16 protein-coding genes and 1 tRNA gene are annotated in these 17,902 nt (G+C 40.3%); all 17 read left to right on the forward strand.

Going from position 1 to position 17,902, the window contains the following annotated elements; translation table 11 throughout:
• Nucleotides 1–189: 189 nt before the first annotated feature.
• The 17 genes from RS893_RS18840 to RS893_RS18920 all read left to right on the forward strand — a co-directional run bounded on the left by RS893_RS18840 (nucleotide 190) and on the right by RS893_RS18920 (nucleotide 17,733).
• Nucleotides 190–261 (forward strand) — tRNA-Cys (locus tag RS893_RS18840).
• A 320-nt stretch (nucleotides 262–581) separates the two neighbouring features.
• Entirely contained in the window at nucleotides 582–755 is a 174-nt protein-coding gene (locus RS893_RS18845; RefSeq protein ID WP_315786828.1) for a hypothetical protein, read from the forward strand.
• The gene (locus RS893_RS30335; RefSeq protein WP_396336464.1) at nucleotides 752–988 is read left to right on the forward strand and encodes a WD40 repeat domain-containing protein; all 237 of its coding nucleotides are present in this window, start codon (nucleotides 752–754) and stop codon (nucleotides 986–988) included. Before RS893_RS18845 ends, RS893_RS30335 begins: the two co-directional genes overlap by 4 nt.
• Nucleotides 922–1,185: a hypothetical protein gene (locus RS893_RS18850; RefSeq protein ID WP_315786831.1), complete on the forward strand. Its 264-nt coding sequence runs from the start codon at nucleotides 922–924 to the stop codon at nucleotides 1,183–1,185. The genes RS893_RS30335 and RS893_RS18850 overlap by 67 nt, the downstream gene beginning before the upstream one ends.
• A gap of 44 nt (nucleotides 1,186–1,229) precedes the next feature.
• On the forward strand, nucleotides 1,230–1,439 hold the full coding sequence (locus tag RS893_RS30530; protein ID WP_425475829.1) for a WD40 repeat domain-containing protein: 210 nt from the start codon (nucleotides 1,230–1,232) through the stop codon (nucleotides 1,437–1,439).
• A gap of 1,065 nt (nucleotides 1,440–2,504) precedes the next feature.
• Entirely contained in the window at nucleotides 2,505–3,704 is a 1,200-nt protein-coding gene (locus RS893_RS18865) for a glycosyltransferase (RefSeq protein ID WP_315786833.1), read from the forward strand.
• 268 nt (nucleotides 3,705–3,972) lie between these two features.
• Entirely contained in the window at nucleotides 3,973–5,145 is a 1,173-nt protein-coding gene (locus RS893_RS18870; protein ID WP_315786836.1) for a glycosyltransferase family 4 protein, read from the forward strand.
• Nucleotides 5,146–5,229: 84 nt separating this feature from the next.
• Nucleotides 5,230–7,380, forward strand: a complete 2,151-nt coding sequence (locus RS893_RS18875) for a polysaccharide biosynthesis tyrosine autokinase (protein WP_315786839.1) — start codon at nucleotides 5,230–5,232, stop codon at nucleotides 7,378–7,380.
• Between the two features lie 6 nt (nucleotides 7,381–7,386).
• A complete protein-coding gene (locus RS893_RS18880; RefSeq protein ID WP_315786843.1) occupies nucleotides 7,387–8,808 on the forward strand; it encodes an O-antigen ligase family protein in 1,422 nt (473 codons plus the stop codon).
• A gap of 50 nt (nucleotides 8,809–8,858) precedes the next feature.
• Complete coding sequence (locus RS893_RS18885; RefSeq protein ID WP_315786845.1) at nucleotides 8,859–9,851, forward strand: methyltransferase domain-containing protein; 993 nt, start codon at nucleotides 8,859–8,861, stop codon at nucleotides 9,849–9,851.
• Nucleotides 9,852–9,958: 107 nt separating this feature from the next.
• Complete coding sequence (locus tag RS893_RS18890) at nucleotides 9,959–11,032, forward strand: acyltransferase (RefSeq protein ID WP_315786847.1); 1,074 nt, start codon at nucleotides 9,959–9,961, stop codon at nucleotides 11,030–11,032.
• A gap of 200 nt (nucleotides 11,033–11,232) precedes the next feature.
• Nucleotides 11,233–12,453: a glycosyltransferase gene (locus tag RS893_RS18895; RefSeq protein WP_315786849.1), complete on the forward strand. Its 1,221-nt coding sequence runs from the start codon at nucleotides 11,233–11,235 to the stop codon at nucleotides 12,451–12,453.
• A gap of 15 nt (nucleotides 12,454–12,468) precedes the next feature.
• Nucleotides 12,469–13,425, forward strand: a complete 957-nt coding sequence (locus RS893_RS18900; protein ID WP_315786850.1) for a glycosyltransferase family 2 protein — start codon at nucleotides 12,469–12,471, stop codon at nucleotides 13,423–13,425.
• 22 nt (nucleotides 13,426–13,447) lie between these two features.
• Complete coding sequence (locus tag RS893_RS18905) at nucleotides 13,448–14,401, forward strand: glycosyltransferase family 2 protein (protein ID WP_315786852.1); 954 nt, start codon at nucleotides 13,448–13,450, stop codon at nucleotides 14,399–14,401.
• Nucleotides 14,402–14,608: 207 nt separating this feature from the next.
• Entirely contained in the window at nucleotides 14,609–15,568 is a 960-nt protein-coding gene (locus tag RS893_RS18910) for a glycosyltransferase family 2 protein (protein WP_315786854.1), read from the forward strand.
• Nucleotides 15,569–15,597: 29 nt separating this feature from the next.
• Nucleotides 15,598–16,557, forward strand: coding sequence for a glycosyltransferase family 2 protein (locus RS893_RS18915; protein ID WP_315786857.1), 960 nt, complete (start codon nucleotides 15,598–15,600; stop codon nucleotides 16,555–16,557).
• Nucleotides 16,558–16,602: 45 nt separating this feature from the next.
• On the forward strand, nucleotides 16,603–17,733 hold the full coding sequence (locus RS893_RS18920) for a glycosyltransferase family 4 protein (protein ID WP_315786859.1): 1,131 nt from the start codon (nucleotides 16,603–16,605) through the stop codon (nucleotides 17,731–17,733).
• Nucleotides 17,734–17,902: the final 169 nt, after the last annotated feature.

The following is a 17,902-nucleotide window of genomic DNA, read 5'->3' on the forward strand; positions in this document are numbered from 1 at the left end:
TTTCTCACAGGCAAATGCCACGTTAGGTAGTGGTTATTGAGCGAGAGCAGAAATATTATCATCGCGATCGCACTAAATTTAGATATTTCTACTCACCCTACTCCAACACTAGAAACTCATTGCCAAAATTTGTAGTTTTGGGGGTGCAATTCCACATCAAACTTTGATATGATAAAAACCTGTAAGTGTGGCGGCATAGCCAAGTGGTAAGGCAGAGGTCTGCAAAACCTCCATTCCCCGGTTCAAATCCGGGTGCCGCCTTTGAGAAATACTTTAAACTTCTGGGCTTGAAAGCCCTTTTTTAATTTGATTGTAGGAATGTTTGATTTTATTTTGAAACGCAAAGGAGCGCAGAGGTTCGCGCAGAGTAACACAGAGGTTTAACCCCAATACGCATGAATGAAATTGATTGAAAACCACAAACCCTTTTTTAGTAAAGGCTACAGCTTTTAGTGTTAGATGGCAATTGCCCTATCATAGAACCTGTTTAACAAAATTCCAAGCGTTGCGATCGCAGCACAATAAAGCTGCTCACCACGTTTGCGATGTCGGGGCTTGCATGAACTTTAACAACAAACGGATTGCGCTTAGATAAAGAGATTAGAGAAATTGAGGAAGCTATTCGACGAGTGTTTAATCGGGATTTATTTGAAATTCGTGTGAGAACTGCTGTACGTCCTCAAGATATTCGTCAAGCAATTGCAGAAGAACAACCCGAAATTGTTCACTTTTGTGGACACGGCTTACTCTTGTGAGTGGTAGCGCTGATAAAACCATCAAAATTTGGAATTTATACACTGGAAAACAAGTTCGCAACCTTGGTGGTTGGTTCTCTGTATACTTAGACTCAATATGTTCCTTAGTAATCACTCCAGATGATCAGACTCTCATCAGTGGTAGTCGGGATCATACAATCAAGCTATGGAATCTGGCAACGGGAGACAAACAGGTACTCTATCTCAACACTCATGGGGGGTTTATTCTCTAGCAATCACTTCAAATAGTCAGGTGATCGCTAGTGACAGTTTAGACCATACTATTAAGTTATGTCTTTGGGACACCGAGGAACTGTTGCAAAGTTTTCTTGGCCATGCAGATTGGATTTGGGCGCTCGCCATCAGTCCTAATGGTAAAATCCTGGCCACAGTGGTAGTCAAGATTGCACAGTTAAACTCTCGAACCTAGAAACAGGCGAACTCCTCCACACCCTCACAGATCATCACAGTCGAGTGCATTCAGTAATTTTTAGCTGGGACGGTCACATTCTAGCCAGTGGTAGTTATGACAATACAATTAAGCTTTGGAATGGAGAAAATTGGCAACTAATCCAAACCCTCACCGGACATACAAATGGTGTGAATTCCATTGCTTTTAGTCCAAACAGTAGGATAATTGCTAGTGCCAGTGATGACAAAACAATAAAGATTTGGCAAAGATGAAGTCATATCATGTCCGCTTGAACACTTATAGTATTCGTTGAGGTCGGTAATGGGTAATTGGTAATGGGAAAAACTGATAGCTAACTTTTCCCTGCAATTTGGCGATAGTATTTTGAGTATCTTCTATCCAGGAAGTAAGTTCTTGATCGATGCGATTTTTAAGTTTGTCAAATTGCCAGTGTTTACTCGCAAACATCAATTGGCTAGGATAAGCGATCGCTTGTAACTGCTCACTTTACACTTGAGCTTACTTCAGTTTTAGGTAAAGCCTAATGTAGTAAACTTCTAAATTATTCAAGAATTTCCAAAATAAGATTTATTAAACATCTTTTGATGATTTATGCAAAATATTAGCAAAAAATTACTATTATCTTTATTTTTCATGCTTTCAAAGCTTATAGTTGCATATAAATTAAATTGACATTACTTGTGAGTATTAATATCTATATAAAAATCGCTATTAAAGGCAACAAGCACACTAATAACAGAAGGCTCTTCGAGCAGTAGGTCGTTTTTTCAAAAACTAACTAGGAAACTTCTATAAATCAATATCTGAAATGTCAAATCATTATAAAGTTTTTTAAATCACAAACTTAATGAAAAATTCATAAAAGATATAGTTATTCGATTAAATGCATCACAAGCAACAAAAATATGGTAAAAAATAATACTGATTATCATCTAACTTTCAAGCTAATATAAAGATTGTGTAAAGCTTTCTTGATCTAAGTGTCATTCAACTTCAGAAAGACTACATTTTTATTTAAAGACGCAATGAAGCATTGATGAAAAAAGCATAAAATTATTTTGCGTGTTTTGGAAAGTAGAAAGCTTGCTCAGTGTATACGCGGGAGCAATCTACTTTTGTGGCTAAGCGTAGATATTTTTTCAAAGTTTCAAAATATATCCTTAACACGTAATACTACCATCGGAGGAATTCAAAAATCATCAATGTTTTTACATTTGAAAAAATACAGAACTGATGGAAGTAACCAATATTTCTTGAGAGTTTGTTGAACTAACAACACCTAATTAATTGCACAATTATTGTGCAGGGTGCATCTCATGCGTAAACCTGTTCTGACAATCTTTTATCAATTCAATCCTTGGAATACCACTATTGGTGGAATTCAGACACTGGTCAAAAATTTTATCAAGTACGCTCCCAGTGAATTTGAGGTGCGCCTGGTAGGAACAGGATGCAGTAGTAACCAACCTGTAGGTAAATGGCAAGAAGCAGAATTAGCTGGTAGGGTAATTAGTTTTCTGCCTTTATTTACATTACAAAATGACAATGTCAGAAGTTTTATACCTACCACATTGAAGTATACAAGCGCCCTTTTAAGGCATTGCTTTGCTTCAGACTTCATGCATTTTCACAGATTGGAACCAACCTTAGCAGCCCTGAATTGGTGTGGGGAGAAAACTCTGTTTGTCCATAATGATATTCAGGCACAAATGCAGGCTGCGGGTAACAAGAAGGCGATACTGTGGCGAAAATTTCCCGCAGCTTATTTTGCCTTAGAAAAATTTTTACTTGGACAGTTCCACCACATTTTGTCATGTAACACTGATGCAGTAGAACTGTACCGACAGCGTTACCCAAAAATAGCAGAACGTGTAACTTACATCAAAAATTCATTTGACAATGAAATTTTTTGTCCATTGAGTATGGAAGAACGAGAAGCATCAAGATGCAAACTAGCATCTAATTTAGGGTTAGCTGAGGATACACGTTTTGTGCTATTCGCTGGCAGATTACACCCACAGAAAAACCCGATTTTGTTGGTACGTGCATTTGCGACGTTGAACATTGCCAATGTTCATTTACTCTTAGCAGGTGATGGGGAGTTAAAAAATATTGTGCGTGCGGAAATTGAGCGATTAAGCTTATCTGGGCAAGTAACCATGCTTGGCGCAGTGGGTCAAACAGAAATGGCACAGTTGCATCGTATCAGCAATGTTTTTGTTCTCAGCAGTGCCTACGAAGGTTTACCTTTAGTGGTGCTTGAGGCACTTGCTTGTGGAACACCTGTGGTTACGACTAGATGCGGTGAAACCCCAAAAATTCTTGCTGCTAATACTGGAGTTGTTTGTGAAGAACCCACTCCCAAGGGTATAGCAGATGCTTTAAAAAAGGTACTGCTGCATTCAGAGAATTATCCAACTGAGTCTTGTGTACAGGCAGCCAAGCCTTATGCTGCACACACTGTCATTCAAGAAGTTTATAGCCAAATGTGGCAACGCTGGAACGAATCAACTTGAAAAAGGCAGAGGGCAGAAGGCAATTAAAGGAGGATTGGGACTCCCTTTAATTGAATACCACCAAATCGAAGAGAGGCGTGGGGATCTTAAACCCAAATGGGCAAGGGTACAGAGCATTGATACTTTGGTATAGAAAAACAAAAACCTTTTGCCACGGCGTTCTTTGTTCGCCCGCAGCTTTGCAACCCACGCCTCCTCTGCCTTCTGCCTTGCCCCAAGGGAGATAAAAAGGCTTTAGAGCACAAGGACAACTGATTGGTATGTTGGTATGAAGATTGCCGTTATTGGTGCAAAAGGTCTACCTCCTAAACAGGGTGGTATCGAACATTATTGTGCAGAAATGTATCCGCGCATGACAGCACAGGGTCACACTGTAGATTTATTTGCCCGCTGTTCCTATACCCAGGCTCCCTGGCTTGTTCATGATGATTTTCAAGGAGTTCGAGTGATCTCCTTACCTGGTTTGCAAATGAAAGGCGTAGATGCTTTCGTGACCTCAGCATTAAGTGCGATCGCTGCTACTGGAAAGAAATACGATATTATTCATTTTCATGCTCTTGGTCCATCTCTATTTACTGGTTTAGCTAGAATTACCACTGCTGCCAAGGTGGTAGTTACCTGTCAGGGATTAGATTGGCAACGCGCCAAGTGGGGTAGTTTTTCCACTCGCTTAATTCATCTGGGCGAGAAAGCAGCAGTACGTTTTGCTGACGGAATCATTGTGGTATCAGATGCGCTGAAATCCTACTTTTTACAAACCTATGGTCGAGAGACAATCTACATTCCTAATGCTCCAGCCAGGTATGGTGAGTCAGATCCAAATTTCACCTACGGAAAGCAGCTAGGTCTTGATTGGGGGCGCTATATCTTGTTTTTAGGCAGAATAGTACCGGAAAAACGTCCCGACTTACTTATCGAAGCCTTCAGCGCCTTAAAACCGAAGGGATGGAAACTGGTTGTGGCTGGAGGTGTTAGTGATACAAAATCCTTTACCGCAAGCTTATTAGAAAAGATTGCCAGCAATCCTAATATCATATTTGCAGGCGAACTCAGGGGTGTTCGTCTGTGGGAAATTGTTCGGGGCGCAGGATTATTTGTTTTGCCTTCTGATTTAGAGGGATTACCTTTAGCAATGTTAGAAGCAATGCACGAAGGTACACCAGTCCTGGCAAGCAATATCCCACCCCATCAGCAATTGATTAGTGGGGGACGGGGAATGCTTTTTGAAGCTGGAAATCTTCATTCTTGTATGCATTCTCTGGATTGGGCAATTCATCACCCAACCCAAATGGCTGCAATGGCTGAGAATGCACAAAGACATGTGCAACTTCACTACGGCTGGGATCGCATTACCTCAGAAACCTTAAAACTATATACAACTCTGTTGAACTCACCTGAACTAGTAGTCAATAGTCCAGAGTCAATGGTCAAGAGTCAATAGTCAATAGTCATTTGTCATTGTTTATTCCCCTTATCTTGTCCCCCTTGTCTGGTTTGTCTCCCCAATCCCTGATCCCCAACAATTATGGAAAAAGGCTTGTCATCTTTACCATCTATTTTGAAGCGACGTGCTTTGCCTGCTCTGGTTACATTTGCTGCTGTCATTGGTGGAGCGATCGCCTACCTTCAGATTACCCCACGTCTGTATCAGACATCGACGCGACTGATGCTTGATCAAAAGAGGGTAAGCGTTTCGGAATTGGGACGCGACCTGACTCAACTCAGTTCAGGTACACCCGGTGGTTCTAACCCCTTAGCTGACCAAGCAGAATTAATCAAGTCGCAACGGGTTCTCCAAAAAGCGTTGACTGAGGTTGCCGGTGAGTCTGGATTTAGTTCACCGGAAAATGAACTGACAGTCGATCAGCTTAGTCAAGGCTTGAAAGTCAAAATTGTTCCTGCTACCAACATTTTGGAGGTCAGCTATCTCAATGAAGACCCTATACTTGCAACCAAAGTCGTCAATGCCGTTTCCAGGGCAATGGTTGAGGATAATACTCAAGTTATCCGTCAAGAAGCTGCTAACGTCCGCAAATTCTTAGAAAAAAAGGTTCCTGATGCCCGCAAGCGGCTACAGGAAGCTGAGCAGAAGGAAAATAGATATAGACAAAGTAGCGGTATTGTCTCCTTTGATGAGCAAACCAAAAGTATAGTGGAGAGCTTAGCTACTTTGGAAGAGCAGGAGAACACTCTTTCAGCTCAACTTCAAGAATTGCGTTCCAAGGAAGCTTCATTGCAACAAGTCACCGATGCGAAAGCTCTCAATCAAGCTTATGCAGCTGTACGTGGTGGTCAAGATGAAGAACTCAAAGCCCTACGCAATAAGTTAGCACAGATAGAGACTCAGCTAGTTCAAGCTCGTTTATCCTTAACAGATAATCATCCCACTGTCATGAATCTGTTGGGGCAACGCAACGGTTTACGTGCTTTGTATCAACAAGGACTAGCTCGTGTATCACCCACAAATCAATCTATCTCTTCTAGTTCTGTCGCAGGGGATCAAATTAGCCAAGACTTGACCTCTCAATTGATTGTTAATGATGTTGAACGCTTGGCAGTGGAAAACAAGCTAAAAGTTGTGCAAACTAATCGGGCTAACCTCCAGGCTCGTCTGGCACAATTGCCAATCAAACAGCAACAGCTGACTCCACTCACACGTCAACGAGAAGAGTCTGCGGAATCTTTAAAGTTACTGCAAAGCAAACTAGAAGAAGCACGAATTGCTGAAGCACAACTGGTTGGTAATATCCAGATTATTGAAGCAGCACAACCACCAAACAAACCCTCCTTACCCAACAAAAGAAGCGTATTGGCGATCGCTACTTTATTCGGGACTGCTTTAGCTACAGGTATTGTCCTGCTGCTGGAACTGATGGATCACACTTTGAAGGATGCTTCCGAAGCAGAAGAATTACTGAAGTTGCCATTGCTAGGAGTATTACCGCGTTTACCAAGTCATGCGATCGCTTTGGAGCCATCCGCACGATTTTTAGAGCATGTCGGTTTGGTTGAGCCATACCGTACCCTGTTTAAAAACCTAGAGTTTCGTAGTCGTGAATCATTGCGATCAATTGTTGTTAGTAGCACCATTACTGGGGAGGGTAAATCTGTAGTTGCCTCACACTTAGCCGTGATTTCCGCGATGTTATCTCGACGGACACTGCTGATTGATGCAGACCTGCGTCGTCCCATCCTCCACACATTGTTTAACTTAGCTCCCCAGCCAGGAATTACGGATGTGATTGACTCAGAAAGATCCCTAGAAGAAACTGTGCAACAAACTAATATTGCTAACCTCTGTGTCTTAACTTGTGGCGAATTATATGGATATCCCTCACGGTTGCTAGAGTCAAATGCTATGAGTTCTCTACTAGCAAAAGCAACTCAGCAATACGATTGCATAATTTTAGATACTCCTCCTCTTAGTGCTTGTGCTGATGCCCAGACATTAGGACGGCAAAGTAATGGAATTCTATTAGTTACACGTCCCGGTTTCACAATAAAGGAAGTTCTAAAAAGAGCAGTATCAGAGTTAACACATAATCAAATACCAATCATAGGAGTAGTGGTCAATGGCATGACAAACCAGACCGAACAATATTACCGCTACCCCCTGAATAGATATAGATCCCTATCATCCAGGTCTATATCCAGCAATGTTACTCGAAACTCTTAACTAACGATGTTGACTAATCAACGCCCACGTTCCTCTATAGTGTCCCTTTTGATTGGGTTATCAGGTGTAGGCATTGGCATAGTTGCAGGATTTTTTGCAGGTGCTAAACCCCTGTATCTATATCTACTTCTGGTGGCAATACCTGTAGTTATCTTCTTCTTTGCCAGGTTTGAGCAAGCTGTTATCGGTTTATTAATCCTGCGTAGCACTCTTGATCCTTGGTCTAGTCAGCAATTACCAGCAGCATTTGCAGTTGGGCTAGACGCTCTAACTTTGATGTATGTGACGGTGAAGTTGCTAACTGGACAGAGGATGCATACCGATGGATTTTGGTGGTTCTTTGCTGGCTGGGTAGCAGTACAAGGACTATGGGTGATACTTCTACCTCTGGGAGGATTGGGATTAGATGCTTCGTTGTTGCCAGAAAGCATTCGTGAGTGGATTCGTCTTTTTTCGTGGCTGATGGTATATCTGCTAGTCACGCAGCTAAAGGATCGACTTCCTCCTGAGAAAGTCATTTCTGGGCTGTTTTTGGCTCTAGTTATACCAGTCACAGTCGCATTGCTGCAAATATTTATGCCTTCAATCCTACCTCCCTTCCTCGGGGCTGGTGGAGATGATGGTTCTCGCATCAAGGGAAGTATTGGTCACTCTAATGGTTTTGTAACCTTTTTGTTGCTATTTATCGGTCTAACCTACTGGAAGTTAAAGCAATCAAGACAATATTTGCCCTGGTTGTTACTGCTGGGTTTACTGGCTTTTTTGTATGTGAACACTAAAGCTCTGTTTGGTTTGATGATGGTTGCTACTTTTGTTCTGGTTTTGATTGCTCCTCGACTAAATATACCTAACTTCATCGGTGGAGCCATATTTTTGGTGCTAGTCATCGGACTATTTGCCAGTACAGAATTTGGACGAGAACGCCTTAGCTCGATCGCTAACACACCGCTATTAAATCCAGATATTGATGTGTGGCGGGCAATTCTATTGTCTCAGGGTGATACTAACAGTTTCAACTGGCGGCTTGCCCACTGGAATTTACTTCTCAATGCTTGGCAACAGTTTCCCATTCTTGGTTATGGTTTGGCAAGCGCCCAAGCAATTGGTAAAGGATTTCTTGCCCACAATGATTACATCCGGGCTTTAGTAGAAGGGGGAATTGTTGGTTTTGTAACTTTTTTAGTGTTTTTAGGCGTTCAGGGTATACGCATCATTCAATTAATGCAGTCAGCACCTCGTGGAAGTGCAAAGCGTGACTTGTGTTCGATTATGTTGGCTCTTTTTCTATCTATACCCGTGGCAATGATTACTGAAAACATTTGGAGTCACACCACTCTCTTTTTCTATTGGATGACTCTGATGGCAGTAGCTGGTTGGGATTGGAACCAGAGGAATACTGTTTCGGTTAATCCTTCAGGACAGCTTTGATCATCATTTCCAAACTAATGTGTATAGTTACCTAGTCAGAAAATTTATTTATGAGTACCACAGCGATAACAAATTTTCCTCTCAAATTAACAACAAGTATTCAACAACTGCTTTGCTGTCCAGTTTGTTATTCTCCCTTGGCATTAACCCCGTCTCAATTAGAATGCAAAAATTCTCAATGCAGAGCTTGTTTTCCTATCATTAATGGCACACCAATTTTGATTAATGAAACATCTAGTGTGTTCTCTATTAATGATTTTGTCAATCACAATCATAGTCATCTCAATCCCAAATCTAAGCTAGAAAGATTGCTCATAAATCTGATTCCAGGAATTAATCTCAATATCACGACAAAAACAAATTATCAAAAATTTATAGAACTTCTACTAGAGCAGAATCAAAATCCTCAGGTTTTAGTAATTGGTGGTAGTGTAGTGGGTAAAGGTATGGAACCTTTATTATCGGTTCCGGAAATTGAACTAATTGAAACAGATGTGGCTTTTGGTTCTCGTATATCAGTCATCTGTGATGCCCATAATCTACCTTTTGAAGCAGACTCATTTGATGGTGTTGTTGTACAAGCTGTCCTTGAACATGTAGTAGATCCAAACCGTTGTGTCGAAGAAATTTATCGAGTTTTAAAACCTCATGGTTTGGTTTACTCAGAAACTCCGTTTATGCAACAAGTACACTTAGGAAAATATGATTTTACTCGCTTCACTCACTTAGGACACCGACGTCTGTTCCGTAAATTTGTAGAAATTGATAGTGGTGCAGTATGTGGTCCAGGAATGGCGTTAGCTTGGTCATATCAATATTTTCTTTTGAGTTTTGTTAGTAGGCCATTAACTAGAGCATTGGTTAAAGCTTTCGCCAGAATAACATTATTTTGGTTAAAGTATTTTGACTACTACCTAATTAATCAGCCTGGTACATTTGATTCTGCTTCTGGATATTATTTTCTGGGAATGAAAAGTGAGCAAATTTTATCGGATAAAGAGTTGATAACACTCTATAAAGGAACACAGTCAAGTTCTTTTTAGAATTTTGACTCTGGAGAATGACATCATAGGGATAAGGCGAGAGTTGGATTAAGGTTTTCAGGATTTATTAGGTCTAATATTTTGAGCATGGAGCAGGGGATAAATTTATGTCACAAAAAAGACTAAATCTTATTCAGGTATTTCGAGGATTGGCGGCTATGCTTATAGTCCTTGCTCATACAGACCTTATATTTAATCAGAATCTTAATCAAGATTTTTTGTTTAAAATATTTACCTTTGGAGGCTCTGGCGTAGATTTTTTCTTTGTCTTAAGCGGTTTTATAATTTTTTATGTTCATCGATATGAGATTGGCAAACCAAATAAACTTAAATCATTTTTACTCAAACGAATTACACGCATTTACCCACTTTATTGGATAATCTTATTGAGTAAAATCTCTGCTTCATTATTTTTCGCCTACAATTCAGATATTAGCCAGCGTAGTATGGGAGAATTTGTCAAAGCTTTTCTCCTCTTTCCTCTAGACAGACATATTCTTTCTACGAGTTTTCTGGGAGTTAGCTGGACATTAACCTTTGAAGTTCTATTTTACATTTTGTTTGCGTTGTTAATTGGATTAAAGCCCAAGCTTGCTAGACCAATAATTATGACTTGGTTGTTAGGAGTAACTTTGAATTTTATTGGTGTAATTGAATTACCTGCAAATAATTTATTTATTCAGTATCTTTTTGCAGATTATAATCTTGAGTTTGTGATGGGCTTTCTTGCTGCCTATGTTTTATTAAACTTTTTATTAAAATCAAAGATTAACTGGGAAATGCTTTTAATCTCTCTAGGAGCCTTTATGTATACCTTGTCAGCTATAAATTATTTCTATAAATTCATAGAAACATCTCCTGTAATGACATTTGGTATTTCTTCAACTTTACTTATTCTTGGTGCTACATTATTAGAGTTAAAAAAGACGATCAATATTCCTCATCTACTTTTATATATAGGTAATGCATCATATTCTATCTTTTTAATGCACGGTTTTTTCATCAATAATATGACAAAAATATTGAAGAAACTACTACCAGATATTTTTGGCAGTATTTTTATATTAAATATTTTGGGAATAATCATTGCCATCATATCTATCATTTGTGGATACATTATTTATGCGTATCTGGAAAAACCCTTGCTCTCAATTTTCAAGCCTAAGGTTGCTACGATTTAGCAGAATCTAGTACTCTGTCCCATTAATTTTACTAGTCAAGCTATTTTCCATTCCTCTTGTTTTTCCTCTTACTTTGCGTTCTACCCTGCGGGTAGACACGAAGTGGCTTCTGTTCCCTGAAAGGGTTCCCGAAGGGTAAGTAGCCTATGAGCGCGTCTAATGCGTCCTTTGCGGTTAGTTACTAATGGAGTAATTTAAGGATGAGCCAACAATTAATTATTGAAAATAATAACACCCATATAAATCTACCGTGTGAAAGGCTACCTTACCGAATTGTTTTAGTTCATCCGAGTGCAGGAGTTAACTGGAGTGGTGGCGCGGAAATTCTTGCGATCGAGCTTGCACGCCGTCTGAGTTGCGACTTTGAAGTAGAACTGCTGAGTGGCGAGAATTGTGGCTCTTTTAGCTACCCCATCAAATGTATTCCTCGTACCTATGCTTTTAATACTGTACATCATCCTCTGATTGCTCCACTATTAGGCGGTTTCACAACTCCTGAGATTGTGGTGGAACACCTGACTAGTTTCTTTCCTTGCTTGCTGCGCCTTTTAAGTAAACCTGCTGATTTAATCTTTCCCCATAACGACTATGGTGGACTAGCTATGGCTGCTTGCGTGCGATCGCTCCAGGGAACCCCGATACTTTTCACCGAACACAATAGCTTATTGGGGAAAGGAGATGATGGCTCATTACTACAAAATGGCCAATGCTTGAAGCGGAATCTTCGCTTTTGTCCAGATCATTTGGTAGTTTTCGATGAAGCTACTGCTGCATTTACCCGTAATCTCAAACCAACACAACCAATCAGCATCATTCCCAATGGTGTAAATCTCAATCAATTTACCCCTGATGGCAACCAGATTGATTTAGGTTTGCCTAAACCAGTGGTGCTGTGTGTCGCTTCGTTGAATTGCAAGAATCAAAAGCGAGTTGAACTAGCCATTCAAGCAGTGTCTCGCCTCAGCAAGGTTAGTCTTGTGATTTGTGGAGATGGCCCTGATCGTGCCTATTTTCAGTCACTAGGTGAGCGTCTTTTGAGTGCAGAACGCTTTGCCATTCGTACCTTTCCCTTTGAGCAAATGCCTGCAATCTACCGTAGTGTTGATGTATTTACCCTCCCTTCTATCTATGAGCCGTTTGGACTTGTCTATTTAGAAGCAATGGCTACTGGTTTACCTGTAGTCGCGACTGAAGATGAAATGCGGCGATATATCATCGGTGACGCCGGGATTCTCTGTGATGTCACTAATCTAGATGTTTATGCTCATGCGATTAAAGATGCCTTAAGTGGCAGTTGGAGTGAGCGTGCAAAGCAAAATGCCGCACGCTTTAGTTGGGATGCGATCGCGCTGCATTACCATGATCTAATTCTAGAAATGATCGTGCAATCTAAGAAGAAATTATCTTTACAAACTGATTGAATTTAGGGGTATATTATGCCTAAAGTTTCTGTCATCATTCAAGCTTACAATGCTATGAATTATCTCCCAGAAACATTGGAGAGCGTTCTGAAGCAAACTTTTACTGATTTTGAGGTATTAATTATCAACGATGGTAGCACCGATAATATTGTCGAATGGGCTTCTCAAATCACAGACCCGCGTGTGAAATTAATCTCTCAAGAAAATCAAGGGCAATCTGCGGCTCGCAACCTTGGTGTTGTTCTTGCTAAAGGAGATTATTTAGCATTCTTAGATGCAGATGATCTTTGGCTGCCAACTAAATTAGAAAAACAAGTAAATCTTCTAGACAAAAATCCTGATGTTGGCTTGGTAGACACTTGGATAGCCTTAACTGATGAGCATGGTAAGCCCACAGGTACTGTAATTAAAACTCACGCCGAAGGTAATGTATGGAAGCGGATTATTGAGCGTCCTACAGTTATTTGTGGTAGTTCACCTTTAGTTCAGAGTGATTGTTTTGAAAAGGTCGGTTTATTTGATCAAAAATTATCTGTTTCAGCCGATTGGGAGATGTGGATTCGTATTGCTTCGCGTTATAGTTTTGCAATGATAAAAGAACCCTTAGTCTTTTATCGACAACACTACAATAGCCAGTCTAAAAACTGCCAAAAATTATTAGAAGATAATAGTGCAGTTATCGAGAAAACCTTTAAATTTGTACCCCCAGAATTGCAGTACATCAAGAGGCAAAGCTACGGACAAGTTTATTTATATTTAGCTTGGAGAGCTTTAGACAATAAAAGATACCAAGAAGCCATTGATTTTCGTCAACAAGCTGTTGTTAACTATCCACAATTGTTTTTCTCATGGAACTATATTCGCCAGGGAATAGCGCTCATGGTAATGCACTGGTTAGGTGTACAAGGAATTGATGAAGTACGAAACTTCAGCCGTGGTTTGCGACGACGTATCTTAACTTTAAAAAGCTAAGAAATCACATTTGAAATTTAATATGCCCAAGGTATCTGTCATTATTCCAGCATACAATGCAATGACTTATTTGCCAGAAACTCTAGAGAGTGTTTTACGGCAGACTTTCACAGATTTTGAAGTATTAATTGTTAATGATGGTAGTTCAGATCCTATCCTCGAATGGGCTTGTGGAATAGTAGATCCGCGTGTGAAACTGATTTCCCAAGAAAATCAAGGTGTATCTACGGCACGCAATACAGGTATTACCCATGCCCAAGGAGAGTATATAGCGTTTGTGGATGCTGACGATTTGTGGGAGTCAACTAAATTAGCAAAACAGATACGTTGTCTGGAAGAAAATCCAGCAATTGGCTTGGTGCATACTTGGATAGTTTTAATTGATGAGCAAGGTAAATCTTCGGGTAGGGTCATATCCTCAAATGCAAAGGGTAATGTGTGGAAGCAAGTAGTTGAACACAACCTTATCCAAACTTCCACAGTTTTAGTTCGTCGCTGTTGTTTGGAAACAGTAGGGGTATTTGACCAAAATTTACGTTCTGCCGAAGATTGGGAATTATGGGTACGTATTGCTTCTCGTTATCTATTGGCAGTAGTCAAAGAACCTTTGGTTTTTTATCGACTGCACTCTTGTAATACGACTAAAAACTGGCGATTGATAGAACAAGGTCTGAGTCCAGTCATTGAGAAAGTGTTTCAATCAATACCACCAGAAGCACAGTATCTAAAACATCGATGCTACGGCCGTGGCAACCTCCATCTAGCCTGGAAAGCCCTGCAAAGTGATGACAAAGACTGCAAGTGGGCGCGTCATTTTCGTACCTTAGCCGTCAAATACTATCCTCAGTTGCGTTACTCTCGCCAGTACATCCGTCTGAGTTTAGCGATCGCAATCATGGAATGGTTTGGTCCATTCGGCTTCAGCAGAGTGATGGCATTTATGTACATCCTGCGTCATCGCGTATTCAGTATATGAGGTAGGGGAGATGGGTGGTGGGGGGATGGGGTGGTAGGGGGAGTATGAGGAGTATGAGGAGTAGGGGGAGTGAGGAAATAACCACTAATATTAAGTTCGGCTAATCACTTTATTTCCAATGCAATACTACGAAGGAGCGGTCTTTCACATCGCAATTATTAAGTAATACCCCAATTACCAATTACCCATTACCAAAAACTAAACTATATGCCCAAGGTATCTGTTATTATCCCAGCCTACAATAGCATGACTTATCTGCCAAAAACTCTAGAAAGTGTATTGAGGCAGACTTTCACAGACTTTGAAGTATTCATCATTAATGATGGTAGCTCAGACAATATCGTTGAATGGGCGTTGCAGATAGCAGACCCACGTGTAAGGCTGATTTCGCAACCAAACCAGGGTGTATCTGTTGCACGCAACATAGGTATTACCCATGCACAAGGAGAATACATTGCATTCTTAGATGCGGACGATTTATGGGAACCAACCAAGTTAGAAAAACAAGTGCGTTGTCTGGAGGATAACCCAGCAGTAGGATTAGTCTATACCTGGACAAATTTTATTGATGAATCAGATCAGCCTACAGGTGTATCCATAGTTTCCCATGCAGAGGGGAATGTGTGGGAGCAAATTGTTGTTAGAGATATGATTTCTACAGGTAGTTCACCCATGATCCGTCGTGAGTGTTTTGCAACCGTAGGAGTATTTGATGCCAACATTAGTATTGGTGAAGACCGAGATATGTGGAGCCGCATTGCTGCTCTTTATCTTTTTGCAGTGGTTAAAGAACCTTTAACTCTGTATCGTAGACATTCTAGAAATACAACTCAAAACAGCAACACAATAGTTCATGAACTGCATCAAGTGATCGAGAAAAGCTTTCATTCTGCCCCACTGGAATTGCTGTATTTGCGAAACCAAAGTTATGGCTGGATGAACTTCTTTGCAGCTTGGTCTGCCCTACTAGACGAGAATAACTACAAAGACGCAATTAATTACCGTCGGCAAGCGATTTTGCACTACCCTCAAATCCGCTACACATTCATCTACCTACGCCTAAGTTTAGCAATAGCAATCATACGTTGGCTTGGATCTCAAACTTATCAGGAAGTGCGATCGCTAACCCGTACTTTGCGACGGCTGATGTTAGGTGCTGCTACCTAATATTATTCTTTTTTTTCAGGAGTTCAAACATGACAAAAGTTTCTGTTGTGATTCCAGCCTATAATGCTATGACTTATCTGCCAGAAACTCTAGAGAGTGTATTGAGGCAGACTTTCGCAGATTTTGAAGTATTAATGATTAATGATGGTAGTTCGGACAATATTGTGGAGTGGGCTGCTGAAATAGTAGATCCACGTGTAAGGCTAATTTCGCAATCAAATCAGGGTGCATCGGTTGCACGCAACACAGGTATTACCCATGCACAAGGAGAATACATTGCATTCTTAGACGCGGACGATTTATGGAAACCAACTAAATTAGAAAAGCAAGTGCGTTGTCTGGACAATAATCCCGCAGCAGGCTTAGTTTATACCTGGACGGCTTTAATTGATCAGTCAGGCAGCCCTATAGGTACATTATGGGTTTCCGATATAGAAGGCAATGTATGGCAGCAAATTGTTGTCAGAGACATGATCTCTAATGGCAGTTCACCAATGGTTCGCCGTAGTTGCTTTGAAACTGTTGGGGTATTCGATCCTCAGATCAAGGGCGTTGAAGATAGAGAAATGTGGATTCGGATTGCTGCTTGCTATCCTTTCGCAGTGGTTAAAGAACCCTTAACCCTGTATCGTCGTCACCCTGGCAACATGACCAGCAACCGCCAAATGATAATTACAGAACTACGCAAAGTCTTTGAGAAAGCCTTTGAATCTGCTCCTTTCGAGTTACTGTATTTGCGAAACCAAAGCTATGGTTGGATGAACTTGTTTGCGGCTTGGGGTTGTATAGAGGACGAGAAGAACTACAAAAAGGCAATACATTACCGTCAGCAGGCTATTTTGCATTATCCCCAATTACACAATACATCTACTTATATACGCTTGAGTATAAGAATAGCTACAATGCGCTGGTTTGGTCTTCAAGGCTACGAGAGAGTACGAGGAATAACTCGTACTGTACGTCAACTAATGTTAGGTGCTGCTACCTGATATAACTCTTTTTTCAGCTCTGCGCTTTTGACAGGAGCAATTATCATGATCAAAGTGTTTATTCTCTGTTCAGGACTTGGTTACATTCAGCGTGGTTATGAATCTTTTTCTCAAGAACTTTTTGATGCATTATCACAAAATTGCTCCCTAGATGTGACTCTTTTTAAAGGGAATGGCAAGCCATCCAGTAAAGAAATTGTTGTCTGGAATCTGCCGTATTATGGCAAGCTAGCTCAAAAAATTAGCGAATTTTTTAAAAAACCAGAGAGAAGAGATCCATACTTCACTCAGCAAGTAACATTTTTTATCAGCTTTCTTCCCCATTTATATTTGAAAAAACCAGATATTATTTTCTTTACTGAACCAAGTTTAGGTACTTTACTATGGCATTGGCGGTCTATTACAAAGCAAAGGTATCAGTTTTTATTTTGTAATGGAGGACCTTGTTCACCAAGTATATTTTATCGCTGGGATCGTGTACTTCAAGTAGCTCCTACTCATTTTCAATCTGCTTTAGATGTAGGAGTAGCTGCTGAAAAACAGACTTTGATTCCCCATGCAATTCATATACCCTCTGAACCTGTAATTCTCAGTGATAGTGAACGGGAACTTCTACGTCATAAACTTGGATTGCCTGAAAAAAGACCATTGATTCTCTCAGTGGCAGCTATTAATAAATCTCGTAAGCGAATGGATTACGTAATTAGCGAAATAGCTCATCTATCTGAACCACGTCCTTATCTTTTATTACTAGGTCATCAAGGGGAGGAAGCACTAGACATTACTCAGCTTGGCAATAACTTATTAGGTGTCAATAATTTTCAGATTAGAACTGTTGATAAAAATAAAGTTGCAGATTACTACAAAATTGCAGATGCTTTCGTTCTAGCTTCTCTATATGAGGGGTTTGGTCTGGTGTTTTTAGAGGCAATGTCCCACGGTCTACCCTGTTTAGCTCATGATTATGAAGTTCCTCGCTATATATTAGGCAAAGAGGGATATTTCGCTAATTTTGAATTAGCAGGTAGTTTAGCAAGTTTAATACCTCATGCGCTAGCAGAATCTCACGATATATCTAAACGACGTCATCGTCATTGTATTGTCTACGAACGTTTTAGCTGGGATAAATTGCGCCCAGAATATGTCAAATTGATTCAACAATGTATCAACTCGTGATGAAGTATCTGTTTTGAAAATAGGGAACAGGGAATGGGGAACAGGGAACAGGAAAGAGTTATGTTCATGTTTGCTTGTTACCAAAGTTCATGATTGACTGTCTTGAAAATAGCGATCAAAGATTGTAGATAAACTTAATAGTAAACCTACAAATTATCTGTGTCCATCT

This window comes from Fischerella sp. JS2 (assembly GCF_032393985.1).
Lineage (GTDB): Bacteria > Cyanobacteriota > Cyanobacteriia > Cyanobacteriales > Nostocaceae > Fischerella.

What these genes read in the sequence shown, in the direction of transcription:
- RS893_RS18900 (WP_315786850.1), top strand. Translation starts at nt 12,469, where the DNA reads ATGCCTAAAGTTTCTGTCATCATTCAAGCTTACAATGCTATGAATTAT.
- RS893_RS18920 (WP_315786859.1), top strand. Translation starts at nt 16,603, where the DNA reads ATGATCAAAGTGTTTATTCTCTGTTCAGGACTTGGTTACATTCAGCGT.
- RS893_RS18910 (WP_315786854.1), top strand. Translation starts at nt 14,609, where the DNA reads ATGCCCAAGGTATCTGTTATTATCCCAGCCTACAATAGCATGACTTAT.
- RS893_RS18905 (WP_315786852.1), top strand. Translation starts at nt 13,448, where the DNA reads ATGCCCAAGGTATCTGTCATTATTCCAGCATACAATGCAATGACTTAT.
- RS893_RS18875 (WP_315786839.1), top strand. Translation starts at nt 5,230, where the DNA reads ATGGAAAAAGGCTTGTCATCTTTACCATCTATTTTGAAGCGACGTGCT.
- RS893_RS18880 (WP_315786843.1), top strand. Translation starts at nt 7,387, where the DNA reads ATGTTGACTAATCAACGCCCACGTTCCTCTATAGTGTCCCTTTTGATT.
- RS893_RS18850 (WP_315786831.1), top strand. Translation starts at nt 922, where the DNA reads ATGGAATCTGGCAACGGGAGACAAACAGGTACTCTATCTCAACACTCA.
- RS893_RS18870 (WP_315786836.1), top strand. Translation starts at nt 3,973, where the DNA reads ATGAAGATTGCCGTTATTGGTGCAAAAGGTCTACCTCCTAAACAGGGT.
- RS893_RS18890 (WP_315786847.1), top strand. Translation starts at nt 9,959, where the DNA reads ATGTCACAAAAAAGACTAAATCTTATTCAGGTATTTCGAGGATTGGCG.
- RS893_RS18885 (WP_315786845.1), top strand. Translation starts at nt 8,859, where the DNA reads ATGAGTACCACAGCGATAACAAATTTTCCTCTCAAATTAACAACAAGT.
- RS893_RS18915 (WP_315786857.1), top strand. Translation starts at nt 15,598, where the DNA reads ATGACAAAAGTTTCTGTTGTGATTCCAGCCTATAATGCTATGACTTAT.
- RS893_RS18865 (WP_315786833.1), top strand. Translation starts at nt 2,505, where the DNA reads ATGCGTAAACCTGTTCTGACAATCTTTTATCAATTCAATCCTTGGAAT.
- RS893_RS18895 (WP_315786849.1), top strand. Translation starts at nt 11,233, where the DNA reads ATGAGCCAACAATTAATTATTGAAAATAATAACACCCATATAAATCTA.